Origin of the sequence: Enterococcus sp. VV15 (genome assembly GCF_005236045.1) — a bacterium.
Classification (GTDB): domain Bacteria; phylum Bacillota; class Bacilli; order Lactobacillales; family Enterococcaceae; genus Enterococcus_B; species Enterococcus_B durans.
Window position 1 is genome coordinate 1 of the sequence record NZ_QPTY01000004.1, and the last position, 26,115, is coordinate 26,115.

At 37.9% G+C, this 26,115-nt stretch carries 25 protein-coding genes and 1 pseudogene; 7 read left to right on the top strand and 19 right to left on the bottom strand.

Annotated elements, in window-relative coordinates:
• Positions 1-19 precede the first annotated feature (19 nt).
• Positions 20-283: a hypothetical protein gene (locus tag DVW83_RS15900; RefSeq protein WP_137238969.1), complete on the bottom strand. Its 264-nt coding sequence runs from the start codon at positions 281-283 to the stop codon at positions 20-22.
• A 672-nt stretch (positions 284-955) separates the two neighbouring features.
• Here DVW83_RS15900 and DVW83_RS02515 point away from each other — a divergent pair.
• Complete coding sequence (locus DVW83_RS02515) at positions 956-2,479, top strand: AMP-binding protein (RefSeq protein WP_137238972.1); 1,524 nt, start codon at positions 956-958, stop codon at positions 2,477-2,479.
• A gap of 100 nt (positions 2,480-2,579) precedes the next feature.
• Here the strand turns inward: DVW83_RS02515 and DVW83_RS02520 are convergent, their stop codons facing one another.
• The 3 genes from DVW83_RS02520 to DVW83_RS02525 all read right to left on the bottom strand — a co-directional run bounded on the left by DVW83_RS02520 (position 2,580) and on the right by DVW83_RS02525 (position 4,695).
• Complete coding sequence (locus tag DVW83_RS02520) at positions 2,580-3,743, bottom strand: hypothetical protein (protein WP_238699331.1); 1,164 nt, start codon at positions 3,741-3,743, stop codon at positions 2,580-2,582.
• 75 nt (positions 3,744-3,818) lie between these two features.
• Positions 3,819-4,214, bottom strand: coding sequence for a hypothetical protein (locus DVW83_RS15350; protein WP_238699332.1), 396 nt, complete (start codon positions 4,212-4,214; stop codon positions 3,819-3,821).
• Between the two features lie 154 nt (positions 4,215-4,368).
• On the bottom strand, positions 4,369-4,695 hold the full coding sequence (locus DVW83_RS02525) for a hypothetical protein (RefSeq protein ID WP_137238974.1): 327 nt from the start codon (positions 4,693-4,695) through the stop codon (positions 4,369-4,371).
• Between the two features lie 545 nt (positions 4,696-5,240).
• Here DVW83_RS02525 and DVW83_RS02530 point away from each other — a divergent pair.
• From DVW83_RS02530 to DVW83_RS15295, 5 genes and pseudogenes are all read left to right on the top strand, one after another.
• Entirely contained in the window at positions 5,241-6,053 is an 813-nt protein-coding gene (locus DVW83_RS02530; protein ID WP_104660944.1) for a hydroxymethylpyrimidine/phosphomethylpyrimidine kinase, read from the top strand.
• Positions 6,043-6,534: an ECF transporter S component gene (locus tag DVW83_RS02535; protein ID WP_104660955.1), complete on the top strand. Its 492-nt coding sequence runs from the start codon at positions 6,043-6,045 to the stop codon at positions 6,532-6,534. The genes DVW83_RS02530 and DVW83_RS02535 overlap by 11 nt, the downstream gene beginning before the upstream one ends.
• A gap of 32 nt (positions 6,535-6,566) precedes the next feature.
• Positions 6,567-7,115, top strand: a complete 549-nt coding sequence (locus DVW83_RS02540; RefSeq protein ID WP_137238976.1) for a TIGR01440 family protein — start codon at positions 6,567-6,569, stop codon at positions 7,113-7,115.
• A gap of 103 nt (positions 7,116-7,218) precedes the next feature.
• Positions 7,219-7,579 (top strand): annotated as a pseudogene (locus tag DVW83_RS02545) (DUF2087 domain-containing protein); the annotation flags it as partial.
• Positions 7,576-8,040 carry a GNAT family N-acetyltransferase gene (locus DVW83_RS15295; RefSeq protein WP_104660946.1) on the top strand — a complete coding sequence of 155 codons (465 nt, stop codon included), beginning with the start codon at positions 7,576-7,578 and terminating at the stop codon, positions 8,038-8,040. The pseudogene DVW83_RS02545 and the gene DVW83_RS15295, both read left to right, overlap by 4 nt.
• Positions 8,041-8,122: 82 nt before the next feature.
• Here DVW83_RS15295 and DVW83_RS02555 read toward each other — a convergent pair whose 3' ends face one another.
• The 3 genes from DVW83_RS02555 to DVW83_RS02565 all read right to left on the bottom strand — a co-directional run bounded on the left by DVW83_RS02555 (position 8,123) and on the right by DVW83_RS02565 (position 13,272).
• Positions 8,123-9,772: a glycoside hydrolase family 13 protein gene (locus DVW83_RS02555; protein ID WP_104660947.1), complete on the bottom strand. Its 1,650-nt coding sequence runs from the start codon at positions 9,770-9,772 to the stop codon at positions 8,123-8,125.
• Between the two features lie 154 nt (positions 9,773-9,926).
• Positions 9,927-11,222 (bottom strand): MFS transporter, encoded by a 1,296-nt coding sequence (locus tag DVW83_RS02560; protein ID WP_104660948.1) that lies wholly within the window; start codon positions 11,220-11,222, stop codon positions 9,927-9,929.
• A 148-nt stretch (positions 11,223-11,370) separates the two neighbouring features.
• Positions 11,371-13,272 (bottom strand): FAD-dependent oxidoreductase, encoded by a 1,902-nt coding sequence (locus DVW83_RS02565; protein WP_238699334.1) that lies wholly within the window; start codon positions 13,270-13,272, stop codon positions 11,371-11,373.
• Positions 13,273-13,323: 51 nt separating this feature from the next.
• On the opposite strand from DVW83_RS02565, the gene DVW83_RS02570 reads away from it, so the two are divergent.
• Positions 13,324-14,040, top strand: coding sequence for a helix-turn-helix domain-containing protein (locus tag DVW83_RS02570; RefSeq protein WP_137238978.1), 717 nt, complete (start codon positions 13,324-13,326; stop codon positions 14,038-14,040).
• A gap of 294 nt (positions 14,041-14,334) precedes the next feature.
• Here DVW83_RS02570 and DVW83_RS02575 read toward each other — a convergent pair whose 3' ends face one another.
• The 12 genes from DVW83_RS02575 to DVW83_RS02630 form a co-directional block, all read right to left on the bottom strand.
• On the bottom strand, positions 14,335-16,575 hold the full coding sequence (locus tag DVW83_RS02575) for an AAA family ATPase (RefSeq protein WP_104660950.1): 2,241 nt from the start codon (positions 16,573-16,575) through the stop codon (positions 14,335-14,337).
• A gap of 12 nt (positions 16,576-16,587) precedes the next feature.
• Positions 16,588-17,067 carry a DUF6530 family protein gene (locus DVW83_RS02580; protein ID WP_104660951.1) on the bottom strand — a complete coding sequence of 160 codons (480 nt, stop codon included), beginning with the start codon at positions 17,065-17,067 and terminating at the stop codon, positions 16,588-16,590.
• A 322-nt stretch (positions 17,068-17,389) separates the two neighbouring features.
• Positions 17,390-18,238 carry a DegV family protein gene (locus DVW83_RS02585; RefSeq protein ID WP_104660952.1) on the bottom strand — a complete coding sequence of 283 codons (849 nt, stop codon included), beginning with the start codon at positions 18,236-18,238 and terminating at the stop codon, positions 17,390-17,392.
• 326 nt (positions 18,239-18,564) lie between these two features.
• On the bottom strand, positions 18,565-20,172 hold the full coding sequence (locus DVW83_RS02590) for a polysaccharide biosynthesis protein (RefSeq protein ID WP_137238980.1): 1,608 nt from the start codon (positions 20,170-20,172) through the stop codon (positions 18,565-18,567).
• A gap of 140 nt (positions 20,173-20,312) precedes the next feature.
• Complete coding sequence (locus DVW83_RS02595; RefSeq protein ID WP_005877655.1) at positions 20,313-20,630, bottom strand: AzlD domain-containing protein; 318 nt, start codon at positions 20,628-20,630, stop codon at positions 20,313-20,315.
• Complete coding sequence (locus DVW83_RS02600) at positions 20,623-21,411, bottom strand: AzlC family ABC transporter permease (RefSeq protein WP_081133608.1); 789 nt, start codon at positions 21,409-21,411, stop codon at positions 20,623-20,625. Before DVW83_RS02600 ends, DVW83_RS02595 begins: the two co-directional genes overlap by 8 nt.
• Before the next feature lie 187 nt (positions 21,412-21,598).
• The gene (locus DVW83_RS02605) at positions 21,599-22,537 is read right to left on the bottom strand and encodes a cation diffusion facilitator family transporter (RefSeq protein ID WP_137238982.1); all 939 of its coding nucleotides are present in this window, start codon (positions 22,535-22,537) and stop codon (positions 21,599-21,601) included.
• Between the two features lie 227 nt (positions 22,538-22,764).
• Entirely contained in the window at positions 22,765-23,166 is a 402-nt protein-coding gene (locus DVW83_RS02610) for a DUF4430 domain-containing protein (protein ID WP_104661277.1), read from the bottom strand.
• A complete protein-coding gene (locus DVW83_RS02615) occupies positions 23,163-23,663 on the bottom strand; it encodes a hypothetical protein (protein WP_104661278.1) in 501 nt (166 codons plus the stop codon). Before DVW83_RS02615 ends, DVW83_RS02610 begins: the two co-directional genes overlap by 4 nt.
• 92 nt (positions 23,664-23,755) lie before the next feature.
• Positions 23,756-24,799, bottom strand: coding sequence for a hypothetical protein (locus DVW83_RS02620; protein WP_104661279.1), 1,044 nt, complete (start codon positions 24,797-24,799; stop codon positions 23,756-23,758).
• Positions 24,796-25,683: a viral A-type inclusion protein gene (locus tag DVW83_RS02625; protein WP_104661280.1), complete on the bottom strand. Its 888-nt coding sequence runs from the start codon at positions 25,681-25,683 to the stop codon at positions 24,796-24,798. Before DVW83_RS02625 ends, DVW83_RS02620 begins: the two co-directional genes overlap by 4 nt.
• Before the next feature lie 206 nt (positions 25,684-25,889).
• Complete coding sequence (locus tag DVW83_RS02630) at positions 25,890-26,081, bottom strand: hypothetical protein (RefSeq protein ID WP_104661281.1); 192 nt, start codon at positions 26,079-26,081, stop codon at positions 25,890-25,892.
• Positions 26,082-26,115 lie beyond the last annotated feature (34 nt).

The window sequence follows — 26,115 nt, forward strand, 5'->3', positions numbered from 1 at the left end:
GAAAATATATTAAGTTTGATCAATGAGAGACCGGTAAAACATTGTATAGTATTTTACACAGGATTATGGACTTGACTAGATTTTTTGTTTGCAACAAATAAAGAATTTTAGGAGTACTCATAAAAGGCAAGATAGAGTCATTTAAAAAATATAGATTCGTTTCTATCTGTTTACTTTTTGTCCGATTATAAAATTCCTTTAACATCGTATCCTCGTGTAATGATTGGAAAACAAAAAGATTTTCATCATTGTTTCTATTTAAAGCATAGTAAGAAATGATCATTTTTCTATTGTCTATCCTCCTGCTGTCCAAGAAACTGATTCTACACAAAATATGTCATAGACTTGCATAGCTAATTTCACACTGTAATATTGCCTCTTTCCAGTTGAAGTACATTCCTCCACCTGTTAATTAGTCTTTGATACCTCACCTGATTGTTCGATAACTGCGCTAGCTTTAACCATATTTCCGGAAATCCCAATGCCAATAAGAGAAACTACCAAAATAAAAAATATACTAAAAATTTTTTCATCGCTTTTTCCTCCTTACTTTTTTAAAGAAAGCGCCCTTTCAATTTCACTATATATCTTATTCTAAGAATATATACTGTTATCTCAAGAAAACAAACGTTATTTTTAGTTCGATTTTTGATCCTTCTTAGGCTTATATTTTGCTACATATATTTTAATCCTCCCTCTCTTAACACCCACCTAAGATACCCTTGCAATCTTGTCAATTGCAATAAACATCTTGAACATTTTAAGTTTGCACGCTCTGAAGATTTATCAGAGTACATGTAAAGTATCAAACATCTGACAAAAAATTCACAAAGTTATCTATTTTTTGTTTGGTATTTATGCTAAGATTGTAGCTGTATTTGGAAAGCAAGTGATTATTTTCACATAACAAATTTGCTTTTCATCTTGTATACTAAAGAAAAATGGAGTGTGACCTATGGAGACTGTTGTTTATTCACCACTAAATCTTTTTTCAAATTTTCAAGAGGCAGCAAATCAAACACCTGATGCTGCAATCATCTTTGATCAGCCTCTTTCCGCTTTTCCCGAACTTGGTTTTAAAAGCACTTACAACGACACTTGTGCTCGCGTATTGACTCGTGCATATCAATTGGCTTCTCTTGGTGTTGGCCTTGGGGATAAGATCATGATCTATAAAAGTTCTGCTTTCGACACTTATTTACTTGCTGTTGCTTCTGCTTATTTAGGCGCGATACCTGTAATGACTTCGTACCATTTACCAACGGCGACGATGGAAGTCTTTGTTGATCGTTTAGAAGATCCTTTTATCTTGTTCGATGAAGAAACAGCCGGACGTGTCGCGGGTATCACTAATGGAACAAAAGCAAAACAAATCTCTGTTACTCAATTACTGGAACAAACTGCTGAGCCAGTAGAACAAAAACAATTATCTGATGACGAGATTTCTTACATGACCCATACTTCAGGAACCACGGGCATTCCTAAATTGATCTGCCATTCGGCTAATTCAATGGGCTGGCGGACAACATGGCAAAAAACAGTCTTCACTAAAATTGCAGAAAAGAAATTAGTGGCTTTTCACATCTCCCCTGTTCATTCTCGTTTCAATATCGGGATTTCTTCTTTGATGGCTATGGGATTCCCAATGATGCCTTTGGCGAATCCTCAAGGTGAACATGTGGTATCGATGTTACAAAAATATCCGCCGATTGCTTTAGAAACGCATCCAAACAATTTTGTTCAATGGAGTTTTACCGCAAAAGAACATCCTGAAGCATTTGCTGGTATAAGATACTACCACTCTACTTTTGATGCAATCAATAATCAAACGATGGAAACATTCCTGAATACTTCTGATACGAAGGATGCTCTATTCTTACAAGTCTATGGCCAAAGCGAATGTGGACCGATGATCCTTAAAGCGCATACACTTGAAAGCTTACAGATAAGTAACGCCAGAGATATGGGTGTGGGATTAGGGGAGTTGACAAAAGCGCGTATCACAGATGAAAATGGCGAAGTTCTCCCTGTAAATACGGACGGACATATCCAGCTTTTATCTAAAGGCCGAGCGTTGACCTACTATAAAGAAGACCAACGTTTCCAAGAAAATGTTTATAGTGCTTGGTGGGATAGCGGAGATTATGGCAGTATGGATGAAAATGGCCATTTGTACTTAAAAGATCGGCAAGTTGATTTGATCGATACGATCAATAGCAATCTAGCCATTGAAGATTTTTTACTTGATTCCCTAGACTTTCTAGCAGAAGTTGTGATTGTACGGGATAAAGAAAATGCACCACAACCTATCATCGCTTTAGCACCAAAACAAGCAATGGATTGGGATCGTTGGTGGAATCAAGTACATGAGTTGCCACGTTTAAATAAGCCAATCATCATGGACTATGACGAAATTCCTCGGACAGCGACAATGAAAGTCCAACGGTTACAAATCGAAAAAGACTTGAAGGCACAATAAAAGAAACAAAGATCAAAAAAGAAGTTATGCTAGAAGTGATCCGCTTCTAGGTATAACTTCTTTTCTTGTTGGTACATATAGTTTGTAACTATTGAAAAACTCACATATGGGTAATATCCTCTTCTGGCTCTACTCTTTTTTTCCCTGAGTCTTGCTTTTCGATCGGCCCTCTATCCCTATGTTCTGCCTCCATTAGTATGGCTCTTAAGGGTCTTCTATCAGTAGTTGGGGATTTCCATTCTGAAAGGATATAATTTAAATTGTTATAGGTATGTAGATTTTCTTCATATGAGCGAATGGCTATCATTTGTTTTCCTTTTTCTGTTAACGGGCTGGTTGTTCCACAGAGGTCTTTCAGTTTCTTTTCCACTTGTATCTTTTTATAATTGTATTCCATGTCACCATTCCCATAAGAAAAAATTTTTAACGCTGTTTCAAGTTCCTTTTTTTCACGATAAAGCATGACTGCTTTGTCCTTATATTGCTTGATTTGCCACATTTTTTGTTCTAGCGAGTCTTTATTTTTTTCTAGGATATCTTTCAAGAATGGTTTGAGGTCCAAATAAGGATGTTTTTTTACTTGCTGAATCAAGTCGTCAAAACCTTCAAAATTCTTCTTGAATTTTGAATAGGCTACTGGCGTTAATTCTTGTTTAAGTTCAGCTATTTGTGATTTTATTTGTTTCTCGTTCTTTTGAAGCAATTTAAGTGTAGAGTCTCGCAACTCTGTGTATCCCCTTCTTTCGTTTAGCAGAAACCGAAGTAGATCATTTATATAGCGCATATCATTAAAATAAAGCTGGTGATGAGTATTAGGTCTCCTGAACCACTTCCATCTGGTGGAATCTTTATCGTAAGTTGGATGTGACTTCATATTGTCATTAAAATAGTTGATAATGTGCTTCTGGATTTTTGATCGTACTTCTGGAACTGACAGTAGTTCCTTATCGATGTTCAAACAGTCATCATAAAGACTTTGATAGGTACGAGCCAATAGAGCAAGGTATTTTTCGAGTGGAACAAGTTTAGGATTTTCATTATTGATACATGCAACCAATAGATTATCTTGAAGTGTTTCATCGGTTATTTTTGTGAATTTGTGATTTTTTATATATCTAGAGTAAGTGTCTATTTCTTTTTTATAATGTTTTTCTTGGTAATGCACCCAAGTGTCATTTCTGGGGATCAATGTCACCGGTTTTGGTTCAATATCACTATTTCTAACCGAATGATCTTCTTTAGATTTTTTGGCGGTTGAATTCAATTTTGTTCGTCCGGTTTTAGTAAATGGGCGACTGGTTCCACAAAGTGCTCTTAGCTCCTCTTCTTTTTTCTGCTTTTATCCGATAATCTCCTTCACTTCGACAGATTTTTTTACGTATTTTTCTTTAAAAGGATAACCTGAGAATTTAGCCTCGATTGCTGTCAGCTCCAAATAGACCTTTCTGATTTTTTTCAACTCATCATCCATACGTTTTATTTCGTTTGAGATATTCTGTCTATCTATACCCGCTACATATGAATCAAGTTGAATGTCCGACTTTGTTTGAAGTTTTTCTACTAGTTCTGTCAGCTCTTCTGTTGATGATCGGGCTTTCAGCTTTCGATAGGCCTTTCGTGTGAGCTGTGGTTTTATTTCTTGCGTTTTTTCTTTGAAATTTTGATACTCTCTTTCCACGGCTTTTAGTGTGGTATACCGCACTAAGCTATCATTAGAATATGGGATAGATGCCATAAGAAAATCCCTCCTTTTCGATTTGATTTGTTGAGGATTATAATCTCAGCGCTTTTTTCTGTTTTTCGAAATGACTCTTCTCTTTTTCATCTAGTTAATCGAGACTAGTCCGAGATTTCTACACTGTAATAGCATGTTTTAACTATTAGGCATATCATATATGGGTAATAATTGCTTCTGGTTCTGTCCTTCTTCTGCCTATATCTTTACTCTCAGAAACGTTTTTCGCTTCTCTTTCGCTTGGCCCCATCCTATCTTTGAGGAGCTTCGTATTAGTAGCGGAGAAATTTGGCTCTAAAAGGACATGAGATGATTTGTTCTGTTCTTCTTTTGAGCGGAAGTACATCATTTGTTTTTCTTTGTCTGTAAATGGGCTGATTGTTCCACAGAGAGTTTTCAATCTCTTTTCTACTTGCGTCTTTTCAGTTTTTTTGATGTTGTATTCTTCAGAGCCTTTGTCGTAAGAAAAAGTTTCTAGCATTATTTCGAGTTCTTTTTTTTGCGGTAAAGCATCACTGTCTCATCCCTGTATGTATTGATTTGACTTATTTTTGGTTCTAGCGAGTCTTTATTTTTTTCTAGGATATCATTTGAATTTTGTGAGACCTTTATATGGATGCCTTTTAATTGTAATATACTACGTTCTTCTCATAATTTTTATGAAATACCATAAATAAATCCCTCGCTTTTCTATTTATTTTGTTAAGGGTACAATTCTTTATACTGTATCAGCGAAAAGTGAATGTGCTTATTCATTAAATTCTTTTTCTCACCCTTGGAATCAGCATATTTTGTTACATAAAGTATAGTTGATGTTTGAAATAGGACTGAAACTTTTTTCTTCTATTTTCGAAAAAAATATTCCCCTCTTTCACTAGTTGATATGAGGTTGAGGTATTAAGAGAAATCTATCACTTCTTAGAAAATCATGTATTTTAAATTGGCTGACTTGAATATCCTCCAATTGGCTGTTTTCTTCTGCTTCCAATTTAGGTATACTGACCCTTGTGAAGTGGAGGGAAACGAATGAAAAAAATATTGACGATTGGCGGATCGGATCCCTTTGCGGGTGGCGGAATCCAATCTGACCTAAAAACGTTTGAGAACTATCATCAGTTCGGAATGAGCGCACTTACATGCGTAGGGATGTTAAATAACGATGGTGATTTTATTTTACAAAATGTTTCGCCTGAATGGCTGGAGCAACAACTTGTTTCAATCAATCGTATGGTCAACCTGGATGGAATAAAAATCGGTCTCCTAAATACTATGGCAGCAATCGATGTTGTGACAGAATTTGTAAAGAAACAGTCATATATCCCCATCGTTCTTGATCCGGTTTTGGCTTTCAAGGAAACAGATGATCTAGCTCAAGATACGTATAGTAAACATTTAGTCGATCACTTATTCCCATTGGCGGATGTTGTTACGCCAAATCTAAAAGAGGCTGCCTTGCTTACCGGTAAAAACGATTCGTTCCAATTAGAGGAAATACGAAAAATGGCCAGAGAAATATATTCATTTGGCAGTCGATCGGTGATAGTCAAAGGAGGCGCTGGTGTATTTGGTGAAGATGCAGTTGATGTATTATATAGTGAAGCGGGATTCGAAAGCTTCCACTTGAAAAAAAGACCTTCAGTAACTGTTAACGGTGCTGGCTGTACCTTCTCTTCTGCTATAACAGCTAATCTTGCGAATGGCACCTCCCTTTCTGAGTCAGTCGCTAATAGTAAAAAATACGTGTACCAATGCATTATAAATGGCGTCATGATGGAAGATGGCACAGGAAGTGTCTGGTCAGGTGGCGAAATGAAGGAGGATGATTGGATTGACTACTAAACACATAACGATTTATGCTTTGATGATTGCTTTAACTGTGGCACTTTCACTGACAGTATTGATTCCAGTACCAGCAACAAACGGATTTGTCACTCTTTGTGAAGCGGGAATCTATACGACTGCTTCACTATTCGGTCCGCTCGGCGGTCTGACTGTGGGTGCAGCCAGTGGACTCTTGATCGACTTGATCTCAGGTTATCCTCAGTGGGCTATTTTTTCTTTTGTGATCCATGGTCTTCAAGGATTGATAAGCGGCTATTTTGCTAAAAAATCAACAACAAGCTGGCTCATTGGCCTAGTCTTGGGTACGGTCGTCATGGTTATTGGTTATTTGTTTGCTGGGTGGTTTTTGTATGGATGGCCTTCTGGCGTAGCTTCTATCCCAGGAAACATGATTCAAAACATTGTAGGAATTGGCTTAGCGATCCCATTGACTTCAGCGATCCAACGTCTACAATTAAATAAAAAAATCAGCAAATAAAAAATGGGTGTATATAAAAAGGAATGGTAATTATGGAACTGACAGAAACTCAGTTAAAAAAACAATTAACAGAAATGGTCAACGATGTTCTGACCGAAGCAAATTTAAAAGCCGGTGATCTTTTCGTATTAGGTTGCAGCACGAGTGAGGTTGTTGGTGGTCATATCGGTAAAAATTCGAGCGCTGAAGTTGGGCAATGGATCATCCAGACACTCAAAGAAATACTTGATCCTTTAAATATTTCACTAGCTGTCCAAGGGTGCGAACATTTGAATCGAGCATTAGTTGTTGAACGAGCAGTAGCCGAAAACAAACAATTTGAGATCGTGTCTGTCAAACCAGCTCTCCATGCAGGTGGCGCCTGCTCTGTCGCAGCATTTGAACAGTTTTCAAACCCTGTGGAAGTTGAACATGTTGTTGCTCAAGCTGGTATTGATATTGGCGATACAGCCATCGGGATGCATGTCAAACATGTTCAAGTACCTGTTCGCCCTAGAAACAATACGCTTGGTGCTGCTCATGTAACGGCCTTGCGCTCACGTCCAAAATTTATTGGCGGTCCTCGTGCCGTTTATGAATAAAAAGCTGACCCCCAGTAGGAGTTGATCTTCTACTGGGGGTTTTGGATACATAGAATACAGAACTATAAGATATGATTCATTGTAGGTTGTTTAGTAGCATAGTTTTTTTAGTATGATGAATTTATTGGAAAGTGAGGTCTACTTGCCACCACATATCGGTGCAAAAATGGTAGATGAACGCTATCAGATCACTGTTAGCGAAGAAAAAACAATCATCATCGCCAATTACTTTACTGAGGATGGCCGTCTCCGCCAATTTCCTAGTAAGGAAAAACGCAAGATCATCGTTCTAGGAGAAATCGCAAAGCAATTTGAACCTGCTAAAAACTATTCAGAAAAAGCAGTCAATGAGATTCTGAAACGGTTTATTGCTGATTTTGTCACTCTTCGCCGCTAATTTGATCGAATACGGTTTTATGCAACGGACGAAAGATGGGAAAACTTATTGGGTGGTGACAGCATGAAGTGGCGAAAATTAGATTGGCCACAGGATCAAACGGAATTTCGGGATTTTCTATTTGCAAATAAAGATTACTTCACTAAGTATCAAACGTATTCTCCTAGTGATGAGGAAATCGAACAAGAGTTTTTCTTATCGATACCAACACATACTCAACTAACACAAAAAGAAGTATTTGGTATCTACCAAGCTGACCAACTGATGGGGGTGGTAGACTTACTGCATGATTATCCTAAAAATAAAACTACCTTTTTAGGTTTGTTGGTGATTGATCTGCCTTATCGCCAACAAGGGAATGGTCAAATCTTTTATCAGCAACTGGAGCATTACTGCCGACAACAAGGAGTGAAAACATTGCGTTTAGGAGTGCTGGTTGATAACCTGACAGGTCGCAAGAGGTGGGAGAAACAACGCTTTGTAAAAATAGCTGACAAAACCATCATCTTGTTTGTGAAAAGAAACTAGCCTAAAACAAACACCAGAACTAGTAAGGAAACTCTTACTAATTCTGGTGTTTAGTTGGGTTATTTGGTAAATTTTGTATTTTTTACAATTTCTTATATAAGCATGCTTCATAAGGTTCTAATGTACCCGAACTCTTGAATAATCGATCTTGCTGATTTGTGTTGGTAAGCAACAATTGCCAAACGTGTTGGCTCACTTCTTCAGTGAATATATATTCTGCAGGATCATTCGTTAAGTTGACGATCACTAAGTAACGATCTTGTTCTAAGACTCTTTCGTAACTATATACCTGTGAATGCTCTGCAAGATGTTCGATGAAAGAACCATAGATCAAACCCATATGGGCACGACGGATTCGAATTATTTTCTTATAAAATTGCAAGATCGATGCGGGATCTTCTTCCTGATCTTCCACATTCAATACAGGATAATTTGGGTTGACCATTAGCCATGGCTGATTGCTCGAAAATCCGGAAAAGTCTTCTGCTGACCATTGCATTGGTGTTCTACCGTTGTCTCGGGTCGTGTCTGCAACGATGTCCAGCGCTTCTGCCTCTGATTTTCCTTCTTGAATCAATTGTCTGAATAGACGTTTGGAATCGACTGCATCGATTTCCTCAATTGATGTAAAAGGTACATTGGTCATGCCGATTTCTTGTCCTTGGTAAATAAAAGGCGTGCCTTGTAAAAAGAAATACATCATTGCAATTGCTTTGGAAGAAAGCGCCCAAAATTCTTCGCTTGTATCGCCAAAAACAGAAACCGAACGAGGAACATCGTGGTTTTCCATGTACAAGGCATTCCAGCCTTTGCCATCTAATGAAGTCTGCCAGGCACTCAGGGCTTTTTTCAACTGCAAAACATCAAGTTCGCCTTCTTTTTCATGTTTCCATATCGAGATATGGTCAAATTCAAAAATCATATCAAAATAGCCATCAGGTCCTACCCACTTTGGTCCTTCTTCTGCCGTCACCCCACTGGCTTCGCCAACAGTCAGGATGTCATACTCGTCAAATACATCTTTTAGTTCATTCAAATGTTCTTCGATACCTGAGACATTTTGAAAAGGTGAGAAAGGATTTTCGGTGGCTTTAACGGAATATTTATCTTTTTTGACATGGGAAATCGCATCTAAACGAAAGCCATCGATACCTTTATCTAACCACCAGCGGATCATCGTGAATAATTCATTTTTCAACTGTGTACTTTCCCAGTTCAAATCTGGTTGTTCTTTTGCGAAAATATGCAGATAGTATTGTTGGATTTCCGGCTCATATTCCCAAACGGAGCCACCAAAAATCGATTGCCATTCGTTCGGTTTTTCCTCAGGTATGCCATCGACCCAAATATAATAGTCGTGATAGGGATTTTCTTTTGATTTTTTTGCTTCAATAAACCATTCATGCTGGTCGGAGCTGTGATTGATAACCAGATCCATGATAATCTTGATACCTGCTTGATGGGCTTCTGCTAACAATAGATCAAAGTCTTCCATGGTCCCGAATTTACCAAGAATCTCTTGGTAATCACTGATATCGTAACCGTTATCAACAAATGGTGAAGGATAAATAGGATTGATCCAAATAAAACCGATGCCAAGATCTTTTAAATAAGGAATTTTTTCACGGATCCCATTTAGATCTCCTATTCCATCCCCATTGCTATCCATGAAACTCGCAGGATAAATTTGGTAGCCGACAGCTTCCTTCCACCATGTTTTTGCGTATGTCATCTTACAGACCTTCCTTCCTGTTTCTTTCTTTCATTATAAAGGAAGTTGCACCAATTGTGTGTCTGTTACCGTTAACATATAGAAGGAAGCCAGTTCAGATAGAGTCAATGGCCCACGATTTATCAGAGTATTTTTTAAGCTACCTACCTTTTGATTATTCCTCTGTTTCCAATTTACCCACTACGAAGATGTACGAGCATGCACCGACTAACGCAATAGCAGCTATGAAAACAAGTGCGGAAGAAAAATTTCCATTTGCTACAAGGTAACCAATGACGATCGGAATAACAATGGAAGAAAGAGCACCACATAGATTGAAGATACCGCCAGCAAGACCAAGCAAATTACTAGGAGCCAAAATAGTAACAAACACCCAGGTGATTGTTGCAAGTCCATTTCCGAAAAAGGCAACGGACATAAAAGTGATGATCAGATATGGATTTGATGTGTAATTTGCTCCCATGATCAATAGAGTCAATAGTAACCCTGCGATGACAGGTATTTTGCGTGACATACTTTTAGAAAAACCACGCTTACTTAATTTATCCGATACATAACCAGCTAATATAACTCCGACAAAGGCATCTAGATAAGGAATACTTGATAAAAAGCCAGTTTTGTTCAAGGAAATACCTTTTTCTTCAGTCAAATAGGATGGAAACCATGTTAAGAAGAACCAGAATGTTCCGCTAATGGCAAATTGACCAATGTAAATACCAATCAGTTTTTTTGTAAATAATTTTTTCAAATTTTCTTTTGTTAAGCTAGCCTTGGGAGCTGTATCGCTGACTTCTTCAAAAACTGCCCCACCAGCTTTGATATAAGCCAATTCTTGTTGGCTCCCCCATTTATTCTTTTTCGGATCAGAATACAAAACATACCAAACAAATGCCCAAATAATCCCGATCACTCCTGTGACAATGAATAAGCCTCGCCAGCCGATGGAGCTATGGATCGCATATAAGATTGGCATGGAAAATGCTAAACCTAAAAACTGTGCAGAAGAATAAATGCCGATTGCTGTTCCTCTTTCATTTTCGGGGAACCAATAGGAAATTGCACGATTATTTGCAGGCATAACTGGAGATTCAAAGAAACCTACTCCTAAACGTAATCCTAAAAAATGGCCAAAATTATGGATACTTGCTTGAAATAGTGTCATTAGTGACCAACCAAATAAACTAATGAAATACATGATTCGCGACCCAAACTTATCTAGTAAGATTCCACCTGGCACTTGCATCGCTGCATAAATCCAGCCAAATGCTGAAAAAATCAATCCTTGTTGGACTGTTGATAAGCCAATTTCTTTTGCCAATTCGGGCATTGCAATTGATACATTCGTACGATCCATATAATTGATGACGATGTTAACAAAAACTAAAGCTAGAATCACATAACGTATTTTAAACTTATTTTTTGGTTTTTCAACATTTTGTAGTGTATTCATGTTATTCTCCTCCATAGATTCGGACTTCATATAATGACTTGAAATTGCTACCATTTGTTTGATGTAAATGTAGTTCTAATTGGTTTGTTTGCACTTTTCGGAATAGATGATTCTTTTGTCTGCTACGATTCTCCTCTTCTTTTGCAAGTCAAATTTCATAATCTTTGATCAATTCGGGAATAATGTCAAAAGCAGTTCGGTGATGATGAAGATTCACGAGGTCTTCATTGACGTCATCATTTAAAGTCAATGAAACTTCTGAAATCGTCTGCGGTGTCTCCCAATTAAAACAAAGGACTTCTGTTTCTTTTGAATCAAGCTTAGATACCCATACATTTGGCGAACCAAATGGACGTTTATACCCGTTTGTGATCTGTTCTTCTGAATAACTCGTAGTGGGAACATTGAATACCACATTTTTACGATTGATTTTTTGATTTGTCCAATAAAGGATAGGTGATTCGCGCACATAATCATGTAACTCTGGTCGACGTAATTCTTGGATTGGGTCTTCAATGAAGCTTAACACTCCTGGGATAACTGTTTCGCTAAGATACGTTACTACATGTTGATTTTTCTTTAATATTACAAATAAGTTCTCTGGTTCTGCAAGTGTCGGTAAAACAACAGGATACCACGCACGTCCTTTTGCTGACAGTTGAACCGTTTGTGTCCCTACTTTTTTCTTTGGAATGTAATTTTCTTTCCTACCAGTCGTGTAAAATTCAATTTCTAATTCTGTCTCTGCTTCTGCTTTTAATAACAGATTCACTGTTTTCGGGTGATTTTCTAGATAAAATTGGAAGCCGACACTTTTTGTCAGTGGAAATTCTTGCAGCTGTTCAGCCTCCGTATTGATCGTTTGTAAAGAGCTTGTGGCACTAATCTGAGCAGTGCGTGCTAAATCTTTGGAGTCATTATTTTTCAGTCCAATAACTGAAGCATCATTTTTCAACATTCTTTGCTGATACTCATTGAGATATGACGTATAGATATCTCTAGGTGAGCAATGCAATTCACTAGCCATTGCTGCTGCTGTTCCCGCTGCTTCGCCTAGGATTGCACAAGTAGCCATTACTCGGATCGTTCCAAAAGCTACATGACTAGCTGAGACATTACGGCCAGCGAAATAGAGATTTTCGATATTTTTTGAGTATAGCATTCGGTAAGGTAAATGATAGATCCCATCTGCTACAACATGACGAGCACCGGCTGCATCTGTGTACATTCCTGTTGAGGGATGTAGATCGATTGACCAACCACCAAATGCAATGCGATCTTCAAAAAATGTTTGATCCTCGATATCTTTTTGAGTAAGCACGTAATCGCCAATAAATCGACGTGACTCGCGTTTTCCAGGAAGAGTCCCTACCCATTCTAAATCTAATGTATCAGCTTCATATTCTCCTGAGTTTTTGATATGATCCCAAATACCATACACTACTGATAACAGTTCATCTCTGATCTTTTCATTATCGTGGATCGTATCCAGCTCCCCACCCCATTCGATCCACCAATAGGCACAACCATTATCAGTTGGATTCAATGTTCGATTTTTTATGATGGTAGTATTTGTGATTTTTTTTGCAAATGATGGTGCAATAAATTTGGTCTTTTCTCCAGTATCTGTTGTATAAAAAAGCAATGTGCTTCCTAACATTCGATCATCTGCAACTTCAGGTGCAAGAGATTCATCATACATTTCTCGACTTTCTCTTCCCATATGGAATTCTGCTTTTGCACCCTCTCCAACTATTCCATCACCTGTACAATCAATGAAGTACTCTCCTAAAAACTGATAGGTATTTTCTGCTCCTTGTGTTCGAGCAATCACAGATGTGATCGTGTGTCCTTCTACTGTAACATCAGTGACTTCCGTATTTAAATAAAGTTGGATATTTTGCTCTTCTTTGACTTTTTCAAGCAGTAATAGATCCCACTGAAAAACATTCCCCTGTGGATTTCTAAACTGATTTTCTAAAAATAATTCACCCATGATCCCTGTCTCGCGTGCGTATCGATTTACACCATGTTTTGTGGCGCCACACACCCAGACACGAATCTCACTACTGGAATTACCACCTAGAACGCCGCATTTTTATTGGCAGAAGACCAAGATAGTTTTTGGGTATTGTATTTATTGGTTGAAGGAGAGTGCTACTATAAGATCGGCGAGTTTTCTGGGATTGCTAAGAGTCCGTGTGTATTGATCTGTCCACCTCATACTGTTTTTGAAAGAAAAGTTCTTGCCCCTCTTTCCTTTCATTTTTTCCGTCTGGATGTTGTCCCTAACCAATCCTATTTGAATTTATCAGCTGGAATGCACCGATTGACGAAAGAACGTTTAGCCATGGATCAAATGTTTCTAAAACAATATGTCTATGATCTGTCTGGATTCAGTTTTTTTATACGAACCCATAGCATTATGGACATACTTCTATTCAGCAGTATTTCTTATCAAAAACCGAATCAGTCGATTCCTCCACTGCAAATCCATAATTCATGTATTATCGACTTATTGCATTATCTCGATAATCATTATCAAGAGGATTTTTCGATCCAACAACTCAGTGAAAAATATTCTTTCAATGCGTCTTATCTTTCTCGTTTATTCAAAAAAGAAACAGGCTATTCACCAAAAGAATATTTGCTGAAGGTACGCTTAAAAAATGTACAAAATCTCCTCATCTCAACCAATTTACCTATGGAAGAGATTGCAGAACTAACGGGTTTTAAACATGGATACTATCTGTCCAAATACTTTAAGAAGATTTTCAAAATGTCTCCAAGTACGTTTCGGAAAAAGCATTTATTATAGCAGGTCTTTTTTTGATTCCATTCAAATAGTTGCAGATAAAGGAACAAATTAAAAAATGTCGGCAAAAAAGTTCTGGAAATGAATGTGGGACAGATCTAAAAATCAGTTTTGCTATAGACTCTCAGATAAACGGCGTCCAAAAGTTAAGTTCTTCGGAAATTTCAAAAAAAAACGAGCAATACAAAAAGTGTATTGTTCGTTTTTTTCTCTGATTTCTCAAACCTGACCGACTTTTGTCTAGGCCTCGTTTTTCTCTCCAATTTCTCAACCCTAACCGATCATTCTTACGGCATTTCATAGATAACGTGAGATTAATTGGATCAATTGTTTCGGAAACTCATTCAAGTCGGTGATATCAAGGAAACGATTTTCACCATAGATTTCTTTTATTTCTTCTTTGTCTTGTCCGATTGCTGCAGAAACAAAGACCACGCCTTGGCGCTCAAACTCTGATAAGACTTCTTGGATATCCTGTTTTGCTTTCTTCCCTGTATAATCAGGTAAAGCTTTAGGTTGTCCATCACTGATCACTAGCATCAATTTTGTCGTGGTAGCTTGCTGACTAAGCTTAGTTGCAACAATCCTCAATGTGGCGCCATCACGGTTATTTTGTCGTGCTTTCATCGTTACTAACTTATCTGTTAACCAACTAAAGTCATCTGAGAATTCTTTGTAAGAAAATAAGGATGTTTTCCCTCTTGCAGATACGTCAGCGGTATCCCCATAGATCATCAACGGGATATTTACGCGCTGTGCAAATTCTGCGACTGCGATCGTTGCTTTTTTTGCGGCTTCGATCCGATCATCACGGATCATCGAGCCAGATTCATCGACCCTGATGGCAACTGCCAATGAAGGCTGTTCGTGTGGAGGATTTTTCTTATCGAAATTTCGAAGATCACCATATGCCACACGACTGGCATCGAAACGCTGCCCTTCATATTTACTCTTTTGATAGGTCGCTGATTCGTCATTTTCAAGTAAATCGAGAATCTGTCTGCTTAAAGAGTCGACCACTGGCAACACTTGTTTCCTTAATTTACGTGCCTCTGGATCATTTGGCGTAAATGTTGGTCGATGAATGATCAACCCTTCTTTTTCGTGAATGGTTCCTTTCATTGCTTGACGAGCTTCTTTGTTTAGTTCACGCTTGATTTCTTTGTCATGAGCTTCCATATCGGATGCAGACATCTTGTTGGAAATATCTTCTGCCTGATCTTGGTCGTCTTGACTTTTCCCTTCTACGTCCTCGACGCGTTCTTCCTGCGAAACGGGCAAAGTTACCTCTTGCAGTTCTGTGGGCTCTTTTTCTAGCGCTTTTTCAGTAGCTTCATTTTCTGTCTCAATTTTCTTTTCACTTTCAGAAAGGGAAAAAGTTTCTTCTAATTGGTCAACATTCCTTTGGTCCGCTTCTTCAGCTGTTAACACTCTTCCACGAGCAGATGTTTGAACTTCAGAAGGCTTTCCCCATTTTTGTAACTGAATAAGTGTGCGCAGCTCTTCTAAAAGACCACTGTCTTCTAAACGTTGTATCAAAATCTTTAATTCTTCTGGATCAGTAGTTAATTTATACAGTACTTTGGGATACAAGGATTCCAATACATCTTGCCCTTGTTTCCAGGTATTTGCCCAATAGAAATAGGAACGCATGCCGGCAACACCCTTGATGGCATTTGCCTTAGCAGTTTCATCTAGAAGTCGGATGATTTCAGCCATTTTAGCTAACAGTTCTGGTTCTTGGATATTCGTTTTTCCTATTGCACGTTCAACCATTACTTCAAGAGTGGGCAGATCCATTTTTTCAGCATGTTGCATCCGGTCACGCAAAGATTCATTCAGCGGACGATTTCCTTGATAGTTGCGATTTGTGGTAATGATGATCACGCAATCAGCATGGCGAGGCACGACTCCTGTCGGTAGATTCAATAGCCCGTTAGGCTCTAGTGCAGAGTTCAAGGCCACTAGGACAGAGGCATCTCTGATCACTGTTGGTTCTTGGATCTCTAATAAATACCCTTTTTCGATCGCACGTACGATTTCAGAAGGGTAGTATTTGTAGCGGACTGTTTCTGACTTTTGCTCATCGATACGTTGCACAAAGTCAGCTAACTTTTGTTTTGCTAGTTCGTCGTTCACTTTATAGTGATCCTTGATAACTTTTAAAACAGCATTTAGCGTATCCGTTTGGTTGATGGCATCGATCAAAGCTTGGTCCTCTTCTTCGTCGGAATCAACGACTGGCAAAAGAGCGCCAAAAACATCCGATTTGTCCATATCTGCAAAACAAGTCACTTTTGTATAAGGAAGTTGCAAATCAGCAGACAGAGCTTTTGCTAATTGTGTTTTACCAGACCCTGCATCACCTTCTAATAAAATATTACTGATTTTCATTTCTGGGTCTTCCCAGTTTTCTTTGATTTCAGCCGCAATCCTTAGTTCCACAGAACTTGTTCGATGACTTGCAGGCTTTTGCCAGATCATTTGTCGTTCGATTGTTGAAAATGAGCGATGATCTGTTAATGAAAAGTTATCCATATGACTTTCCTCCTAATACCCTAAATCATCTAATAGACGTTTTAAGATACGGAAACGTTCACCAATCAGTTCGCCATCTTTTTGTAAAGTATCATAATATAAGATGATATCTTCATCGATCTTAGGATTTTTGGTATCGACTTCTACAGTCATCCGGTTTCCTTGAAGACCAATGATATCGATCATCGGATTTTCCGGATCGTAGAATTTTTCATAGCGATATGCATCTTGAAAATACAAGCTTCCTTGTGCTGCCAGTATCGCTAAATCCAAAATACGTGTGATTGGAAGTTCTTCTGATTGGCGTGACCATTTTTCACCAGTATGGCGCCATACTTTTCCAGATATATCGACTTTTCCTCGATCATTCCATTGAGCCAATCCCAGCGAGAGCCCTTTTGCATTTGTATGAAGCGCATTTTTTCCGTCTACTTTATCATAATCTTCTACAACGATTACAGGTTTATGTTTTAAGTTTGTTGGTATTTCCATTGGTTAAACACTCCTTTATTTAGTAATTTACTAGTTTACTAAAATTTGTCTTTGATTATACGACAGGAACAATAAAAAAGCAAAAATGAGTGTCTCGCTAGTTTATTCACCTGTATGATCGTAATCCTACAAAAAAAGAAAACCAATGAACAAATCATTGGTTTTCTTTTTCTTAGTTAATCAATAGCTAAGTATTTTAGTAGGCCATACCTCTTTACAAAACACTTACGAGATTTCAAGAGAACAGTTTTCTCTATTGAAGGATACTTTCAAGTACTAGTCTTTCTTGCTTCTCTTTTCAAATAAATAGAATAAAGAGGAATTATTGCGCTGAGATAGCAAGTCCGATTGCTTTTTCGCCTAAATGACTGCCAATTACTGGGCCAAAATGACCGATTTCAATCTCTGCATTCGGATATTGTTTTTGTAGCTTGGCTTTTTCTTCTTTTGCTACTTCTAAATTATTCGCGTGAATGACGTATAGTTTCACGGGTGGTGCAATTTCTTCATTTCTTTGACCGATGATTTTTTCTGCGCGAGCAAAAGCTTTTTTACTTGAACGGATTTTTTCAAATAAAACGATCTTTCCTTCAGAGAAAGTCAAAATTGGTTTGATTTTTAAAAGTCCAGCAATCAAAGCTGCTCCGTTAGTCAAACGACCACCTCGGACAAGGTTGTTTAAATCGTCCACGATCAAATACGCATAGGTATTATCTCTAATCCGATCTACGTGGGCAATGATTTCTTCTAAAGGATGTCCTTTACTACTCATATCTAGCGCGGCTTCAACCATATGGCCCATTGGCATACTCGTGATCTTTGAATCATATGGAACGATCGTGACACCTTCCACATCTTCTTTCAGTCCATGCAATGTGTTCACAAAGCCAGAAATACCTGATGATAGATGGATGCTTAAAATCGTATCGTATCCTTTGTTTTTCAACTCTTCGTAAAGTGCCAAAACTTCCCCAACAGCTGGCTGTGAAGTAGTTGGAAAATCTTTGCTATTTTTTAAGAGTCCATAATATTCATCCGCTTCAATATCGATTCCTTCGTTGTAGATCTTACCATCTAAAATCACTGGGATTGGGATAACGAATAAATCTGGATGATTCTTGATTCGTTCCGGCAAATATGCCGTACTATCAGTAACTACTGCAAGTTTCATTTAATTAAGTTCCTCGTTTCAAAGAATTTTACCAGTCTTCCTAACTATATCATAAGAAGACTTATATTTGAACCTTTGTAAGAAAAAGTGAAGAATCTACTTTGGATCGACATACCAAAGCAGATCCAAGTAAAAAAAGGAATCTATCAAAACCATTTTCCATGTTTTTGAATGTTTCAGCTGATTTCTAAAAATGATAACTTCTATTCATATCATTCATTCAAGTTTTCAGGGTGAGAAAAAAGCAACCATTACTTTCCTTTCACCCTCTCTCTTCATATTCTTTCAGAAAAGTTGTCGAATCATTTGTTAAAAAGACCACATAATCAGTTTTCTTGGTGGCGATCTTTGAAGTTGCGTACGTGTTGCAACCCATTTTTCCCAAATTGTGCGAATAAGAACGTGATTCCACCAACGATCCCGATGACCGCACAATAAACGACTGCATGTGCTTTTGAGATCATTGAAAGTTGTGTATTCAGCATTAGGAAGACCAATGAACATATCACTAGCATGAAGAAAGTTGAACGGAATGTTTTTAAGAAATACTGACTGATTCGCACAAATGGTGCAATTCGATATTCTTTACACATGTACTGGTACCCGCGAACAAAGACAATCCCAAAAGCAATTGTATTTGAAAAGCTCATACCGTATCCGCCTAATAAAGCTAACCCGATCACTTGGAACACCAATTTCAAAATGATGGCTTCCACTGTTAAGCGAATAGCTACAAAATGGTGGTTCAAGGACTGCAACATTGTCGATAAAATCGTAAATAAAGAAAAGAATAACGACGCCAACAGAGCAAATTGGAAATAACCCACGCTGTCTGGATCATACCCAAAAAACAACGTGTATAAAGGACCTGCCAATAAGGACATGCCTGCTAACGATGGCAATAAGATCAAAACGGCAATCGAAAAGCTGTCACCGACTGTTTTTTCGATTTGTAGTCGGTCTTTTTTCTTCAAAGTACTAAGGATCGGCAGACTACTGATTGCCACGGTACCCACCATAGAGATCAATATCAGCGTCAATTTATTTGGATTGACAGATGCTCGGCTAAATAAAAACTCTAACTGCTGATCTGCAATCGCTGGTCGAAAGAAATGGAGCAATGGCTTCATCGTTACTTGATCGATCATTTGAACGATCGTGATAACTGAACCAACGAAAATAAAAGGCAACGTTTCTCGAATGATCGATACAGAAGAAGAACGATTTTCTTTCTGGAAATACCGACTTGAAATCAAGAAATCTTTCAATCTAAAGTAGTCATTTTTACGTCCTACAAAATACATATGGATGATCGCTGCAAATCCACCAAAAAATGATGCCACGGTACTGATCAATACGGCTTCAACGATCGAACCGTCTGTTAATACGCGCAAATAATACGTACCTGCTAAAATCACTAGCACACGTACAGCTTGCTCGATGATCAAAGAGCTACCATAAGGACGTAAGTTGTTCTTTCCTTGAAAATAACCCCTCATTGCACTAAGAATCGGGATTGCGACTAATGAAGGGCACAGACTGCGAATTGCTAGAATCCCATTATTCACATTGGCAATCGGACTGATTCCAGCAAGCAATGGTGCAAAGAGATACATCAATGCTGCCGAAACGATCCCAATCACGAACATGATGTTGATCGTACTGCGGAAAATCACGCCACATGCCTCTTGATCTCCTTCCTTCGTTGCAACTGCCACTTTCTTAGCAATAGCATTTGGAAAGCCGACTGTTCCTAACATCAAAAACAAACCATATGGAAGATACCCGACATTGTACAGTGTTGTTGCTAACATGCCATCTTGGTTGTTTCCCATCATACTTAACCAAGGAATCAGATAAACGACTCCTAAGACCTTACATAACAAATTGGCAAACGTTAACCAGAATGTTCCTTGCATCAATTTTTTATTCATTAAATTTTCCTCGACTATCTATAGTTAAATCAATATCTCCCCTATTATAGCAAAAAAAAGCGAGAGGACAAATTACTGCTGAAATTTTATGCGCAATAAAAATAAAAAAGCCGCTCTCTAAGTTTAGAGAAGGCGAACTTTTATAACATGGATAATAGAAATACAGAAGCTAATCCGGTTAATACCGACAAAGCCATCGAGCGTGATTTGTAGGCTACCCCTGCCACTAATACCATCGCTAGAACTTTGATATTCCATGCGATATCTAAATGCTCATGGGTAATGAACACATCTTTGAACGCTAGAGCCGCAAAAAGTGCTACCGGTACATATTTCATCCACTCGCTAAACCAAGATGGTACTTTACGGTGGGTAAAATAAAGCATCGGGAACAGCCTAGGAACATAGGCTACCACGAACAAGCTTAATACTAAAAGTAACAGATACGTCTTAGTCACGATGATTGACCTCCTGATCTGGGAAATTGAAAAGCGGTTCGTTGACATGTTTGCCACGATTCTTTAGTCTCTTTAGCTTCTTCGCTTTTTCTTTCTTAAATGCTTTTTCCAGACCAAATCCAGCTAAAGAAGCAATGATCGTCGCAGCGATCAATCCAAACGTATTTTGGAAAAGTACCATGAAGATGACACCTAAAACACCTGAAAGGACGCCTGTCAAAATCAGCAGCGCATTTTTCATCTGCATCACGAACATAAAGATAAACATTGCTGTCAAAGCAAAGTGAACAAGATCTGCATCAACACGAATGACTGACCCAAAAAAGTTTCCAATCATGTTACTCCCTGCCCAAGAAGCCATTGAAAACCAATTTACATATAACGCTTTTTGCTTGTTCCATGTAGGATCAGTTGAATATTTCAAATAATTGACTGCGTAATTTTCATCATTTAAAGACTGTGAAAAAACAGCTAAAAAACGTTTTTTCTCTTTTTTCATAAATCCGGAAAGACTTGATCCTAACAATGTATAGCGTAATTCCAAGAAAAATACCATCAAAAGTGTGGTTGCAAAAGATGCTTGTGTTGTAAGCATCGAAGCAACTAAAAATTGCGCCCCGCCAGAAAAAACCAAAATAGACAGCAGTCCAGCTAAAATTGGATCAAAGCCAACTTTTTGTAATAGCACTCCACAAGCCAATCCAACCGGGATATAACTTAAACAAAGTGGCATTACTGCGTGCAAAGACTGAAGCCATGGCGCACTTTTCTTTTTATCCATCAAAAATGTCTCCTTCAATTACAACAAATAAACAGCGGGTTCATTGTAACATAAAAAAACGAAAATGTAGCCGTTTTATCTAAAAACAAAATTATTTTTTTCTCATTTTTCGACTAATTCCTGAAATATTGCATCAAAAATCTAGGGATTTCCACATAAATAATACTGTGAAAATCCCCAAGGGTTCTTATTGAATCCGTTGATAATTTGGATCATACTTATCCGTTTCGATGTAAATATACACTTTTTTATCTACTAGAGACTGGCGGATCGATCGTTCGATCTCATTGACGATCCTGTAAGCTTCACTTTCGCTTGATTCAAAAATATCGATCTTAGCGGCTACTAGTATTTCAGTTGGGCCTAAGTGAACCGTTTTGACATCAATCAAATGGGATACTTCAGGTCGTTCAAAAGCTTTTTTGATTTTCAGCAAGTCACTAGCAGTAACACTTTCTCCAATGATCAAACTGTAAAATTCTTTTGCCAAGAAAATGGCTGCCCCCATCAAAAGTAAGCCGATCAACATGCCACTGATTGCATCAAATTCTGCAATACCAGTAACCATCGTTAAGATCGTTCCAAGCAAAGCAAGGATTAAACCAATCACTGCACAGAAATCTTCCGTGAAAATAATCAAGATTTCACTATGGCGGCTCTCTCGTAAAAATTTAAGTGTCGATAACTTTTCAGTGTTCAACTCATGGATTTCCTTCATCGCAATACGTAAAGAACTACCCTCGATTGCCAAGCCGAAAAGTAAAATGATAATTACGATTAATGGATTACCAACTTCATGGGAAGGATGTGTCAGTTTTTCAAAAGCTTCCATCACACCAAGCGCACCACCACCGAAGAAAAGCATCATTGCTACGATCGTACTAAAAAAGTATTTTGCTCGCCCTTCGCCAAATTGATGCAGTTCGCTTTGCCCGCGGCTTGTCCGTTTATCTCCAAAAAGTAATAAGATCTGATTGCTACAATCTACAATACTATGGATACTTTCATTTAGCATTGCTGCACTTCCGCTGATTGCATAGCCGATAAATTTACTGATGGCCACTAGGATATTCGCTCCTAGTGCAGCAATCACTGAAAACATTCCGCTTTTTTTTAAATTTTCCATCGATTTTCCTTCTTTCTTCTAACAGAGGCTGGGAAAGAAGTGTTTAACTCCGAGAAATAAGAAGAAATTCACGAAAATTGCTTTTCAAATTTTTGTGAATTTCGGCTTATTTAAGAAGGGGTTGCTTCTGCTCCCATCGTTTATTCTTTTTTAAAGAATGAGACAAAAGTGTTTCTTACTTTTGTCCCACGCTCATTTCCTTTTCTTGTTGGTACGACTACAAATGCTTAGATTTTTGCTAAATCAAATACAATCTGTTGATTTTTCTTTAGCACAATCTCCTTTGCGCCTTTCGTTGCACTTTTTCCATCAATCGTGAATGTCCAATATTTTTGTTTCTGTTTGTCTTGTTTGTGGCCGTCAATAGAGGTAATGAATCCCTGCTCTTCTTCAATAGCAAAATTTTCTTTTAAAACAGTCAAAAGGTTGTCACCCGTCTTAAAAGACACTGTTTTACTTGAAAGCTGTTTACCCTCTTCCTTGATAATGATAGTCGTTGTTTGCTGTTTTTGTTGTGTCTGTTCCGTCTTAGATTGCTGATTTTCCTCTTTGGATGAATCAACAGTTGTGCAGCCACTCATCAACAAAAGAATACAGCCGACAAGACTGAACCAATAGATTTTTTTCATTTTTTCCTCCCATTTAATCGATCAAACCGTTCAATGACGGGTAAGGCAAGTAGAAAAAACACCAGATTTCCCGTCGCATGGAACAGATCAAAACTGAGTCCTTGGATATAGTATACAAAAGGATTCGTTAACTGATAAAGTATACTATCAAAAATCGTCATGAACAAGCCAAAGAATAAACCTGCTAAAAAAAAGCAACTACCCGTCAACCATTTTTTTTCTCGTTTGATATGTGTTTGTACAAACCAAAAAAGAGCTAAAACCAGACTAAAACTAATCCATTGCCCAATCATCCATGGGCCAATCCCAAAATAAAGATTACTTAAAAGGAGCGATAGTGTCATGACAAGCAATGCATCTTGTAGACCAAAGTACAGTACGACAAAAAGAAAAATCGCCGTCATCGGTTGGACATTGGGAATCAATTGAAAAATGATCCTGCCAACCACACATGCTGCAGATAGCAGACTCAATTGAGCTATTTTTTTGGTCGTCATTTTTGGGCAGCTCCCCTTTCGCTTATTTATACGGAACAAAAAAACATGTGACGGTCGATAATCTGACCGTCACATGTTTCTAACTCAAGCACCTAGTTCTTGCGAACCATCAGTGGTACTAAAAATTCATAATTGATAAAGAAATCAATGACAGATCGATGGTAATCGCCAGATGAGATCGTCAATCCCGTTTGATTCTGTTCGTTCTTCGTGATCGTCAACGATTGACCTTTGTCTAACAGAACTTTGAATTTTTCCTCGGTCAATTTTTCGAAATCATACTGTGGATTCTTCATTGCAACAATGAAGATATCATCCAATACTGATTCGCTAAATTCAAATTCACTCTGTAGATTTAAGTGAAGTGGTTTAGTGTTATCAAGCAATGTTTGATTCACAATGAAGCCTAGTTTTCTTGCGTGTGCTAAAAGCTGGTTCAGCTTGTGATTGAAAATCGTGATCTGTCCTGCAGAAAAGACCCGATCGACTGACCAGTAACGGATCAGTGATAACACCCGATCATCCTGAACGGTGACTTCCATCGTTTCTGGGATCACTTCTAATAAATTGATCGATTCTACTTGGTAGCGTTGGTCGATTGTAGGTAGAACAAAAGAAAAGATCAAATGATTTTGCTCATCTAAACTATAATTGATGGAGAAATGTCTGGTTTCCCAACGATCATAGGTAGTGGTCGATAACTCTAACCCAATGTCGTTCAGGGGTTTCAACAATTCATAAGTAAAGTACTCAATCAAGCTTGTCTTTCCAATTGGTGAAATCGGCTCATCTTTAAGTAAATAACGGTCAAAAGAATCTAGTAATCCTGAGAAATCTGCTTCAATCAGATATTTCCGTAAACGCAGATCTGCTAATTCTATCTCTGCTGTTTCGATCATACTCACAATATCCAGATGGTCTTTTTCTTTGCTATCAAGGTAAAGTTGATTTTCATCGACCGTGGGTTTACGTTCTTCTACTGGCTCATTCTCTTCAGTAACTTCGGTAATTGATTCTGTTTCTACCTCAGGAGCAGCTTCTTCTGTTTCTTCATTTTCTTGTTCAGCCAGTCCATCTAGCGATTCGATTGCTTCATTTTCTTGTTCTATTGTTCTTGTTTCATCCTTATGGCTCATTCCTCAGGCCCTCCCTCTTGAAACGTTGGTTCAGGATTTTCACTACCTAGATAAGTCATCAAAAAGTGGTGGATAGCTTGGCTGAATCCTTCTTTTCCACCAAAGAAACGCTTGATTTGACGTTGCTCTTTTTCGACGATTGCCGCTCGAACTTGGTCTGACTTTGCTTCTTTTAATAGTATTTCTTTTTGTTGCTGGATTTTTTCAGGTTCTTCTATATAAGGTAGCCAGCCTAATTTTTCATTTGATAAAATTTGTTTTTGTTTCTCTAGATCTTGAATTTCCTCTTCAATCTTTTTACGGTTCAAGAAGCCTTTATTATCATCTAAACTAGTGATTTTGCGATTGATTTCTTTTAGTTCTTCATCTAGTCTTTCGATCTCCGCCTTAGCCGTGATCACCTTGGCATCCAGTTCATTGATCTGTTTGCTAAAATCATTCGGTTGTTGTGTGGCATAAAAGCCCCACTCCTCATCGATTTTTGGTAGGACAAAAATCTCTGGTAAACTTGCATCGATCCCAATCGTTGGTCTTTCATGATAATAGGAGCCAATCTTATAATAGCTCATGGTTGGGGAAATCGTTTCGACTAATTCCATAAAAGGAAATTCTTGAATAAAACGATCATGGATTTTTCGCATCAATAACTGATCGATTTCATGATTTTCATTTGAACTTTTTTTCAGTTCTTCCGTTAATTCACTATTGTATAACTGATAGATCTCTGGAATGTTTTCTTCCCTAACAGCTTTTTCAAAGGCTTGTAATGCTTCTAATAGCTGAGAAAGATTGGTACTTGCTTTTTCTTTGATATCGTAAAAAGAAGCTCCTTCTTCATTCTGATCAATCGTTTCTTGTGGTTCGATTGGATTGGATTCCTTCATCCTACTTACCTCCTTACATTCTTAAAAAAACTCTGTATAGATACTTCAATAGTACCATTTTATAGAAAAAATTGTTACAACGGGCATCTTCTCCTATGTAAAATTCATTTTGTTTTGCTGTACGTTCAGTTTTCTTGACTTGCTACAAGGTAAAAGTAAAACGAAAGAGCGGGAGTTGTCCCACTCTTTCGCACTAATGAAAGTTTTTATTTATTAGGCAGATCTCTGGTTGTGAAGTGGATACGCTGATTCTCATCACGAGTTAAAAGTGTTTCTTCATTCAAATAAGAAAATTTCAATTCTTCTAATTCAGTATTTTCTAGCATTTTTTCATAACCGGTAAAAATAGAACGAATATATTGTTTATATGCGTTTTTCTTTTTCTGTCTTTTTTTCATGTGACACCTTCCTTATCACTCACTATCATACCAA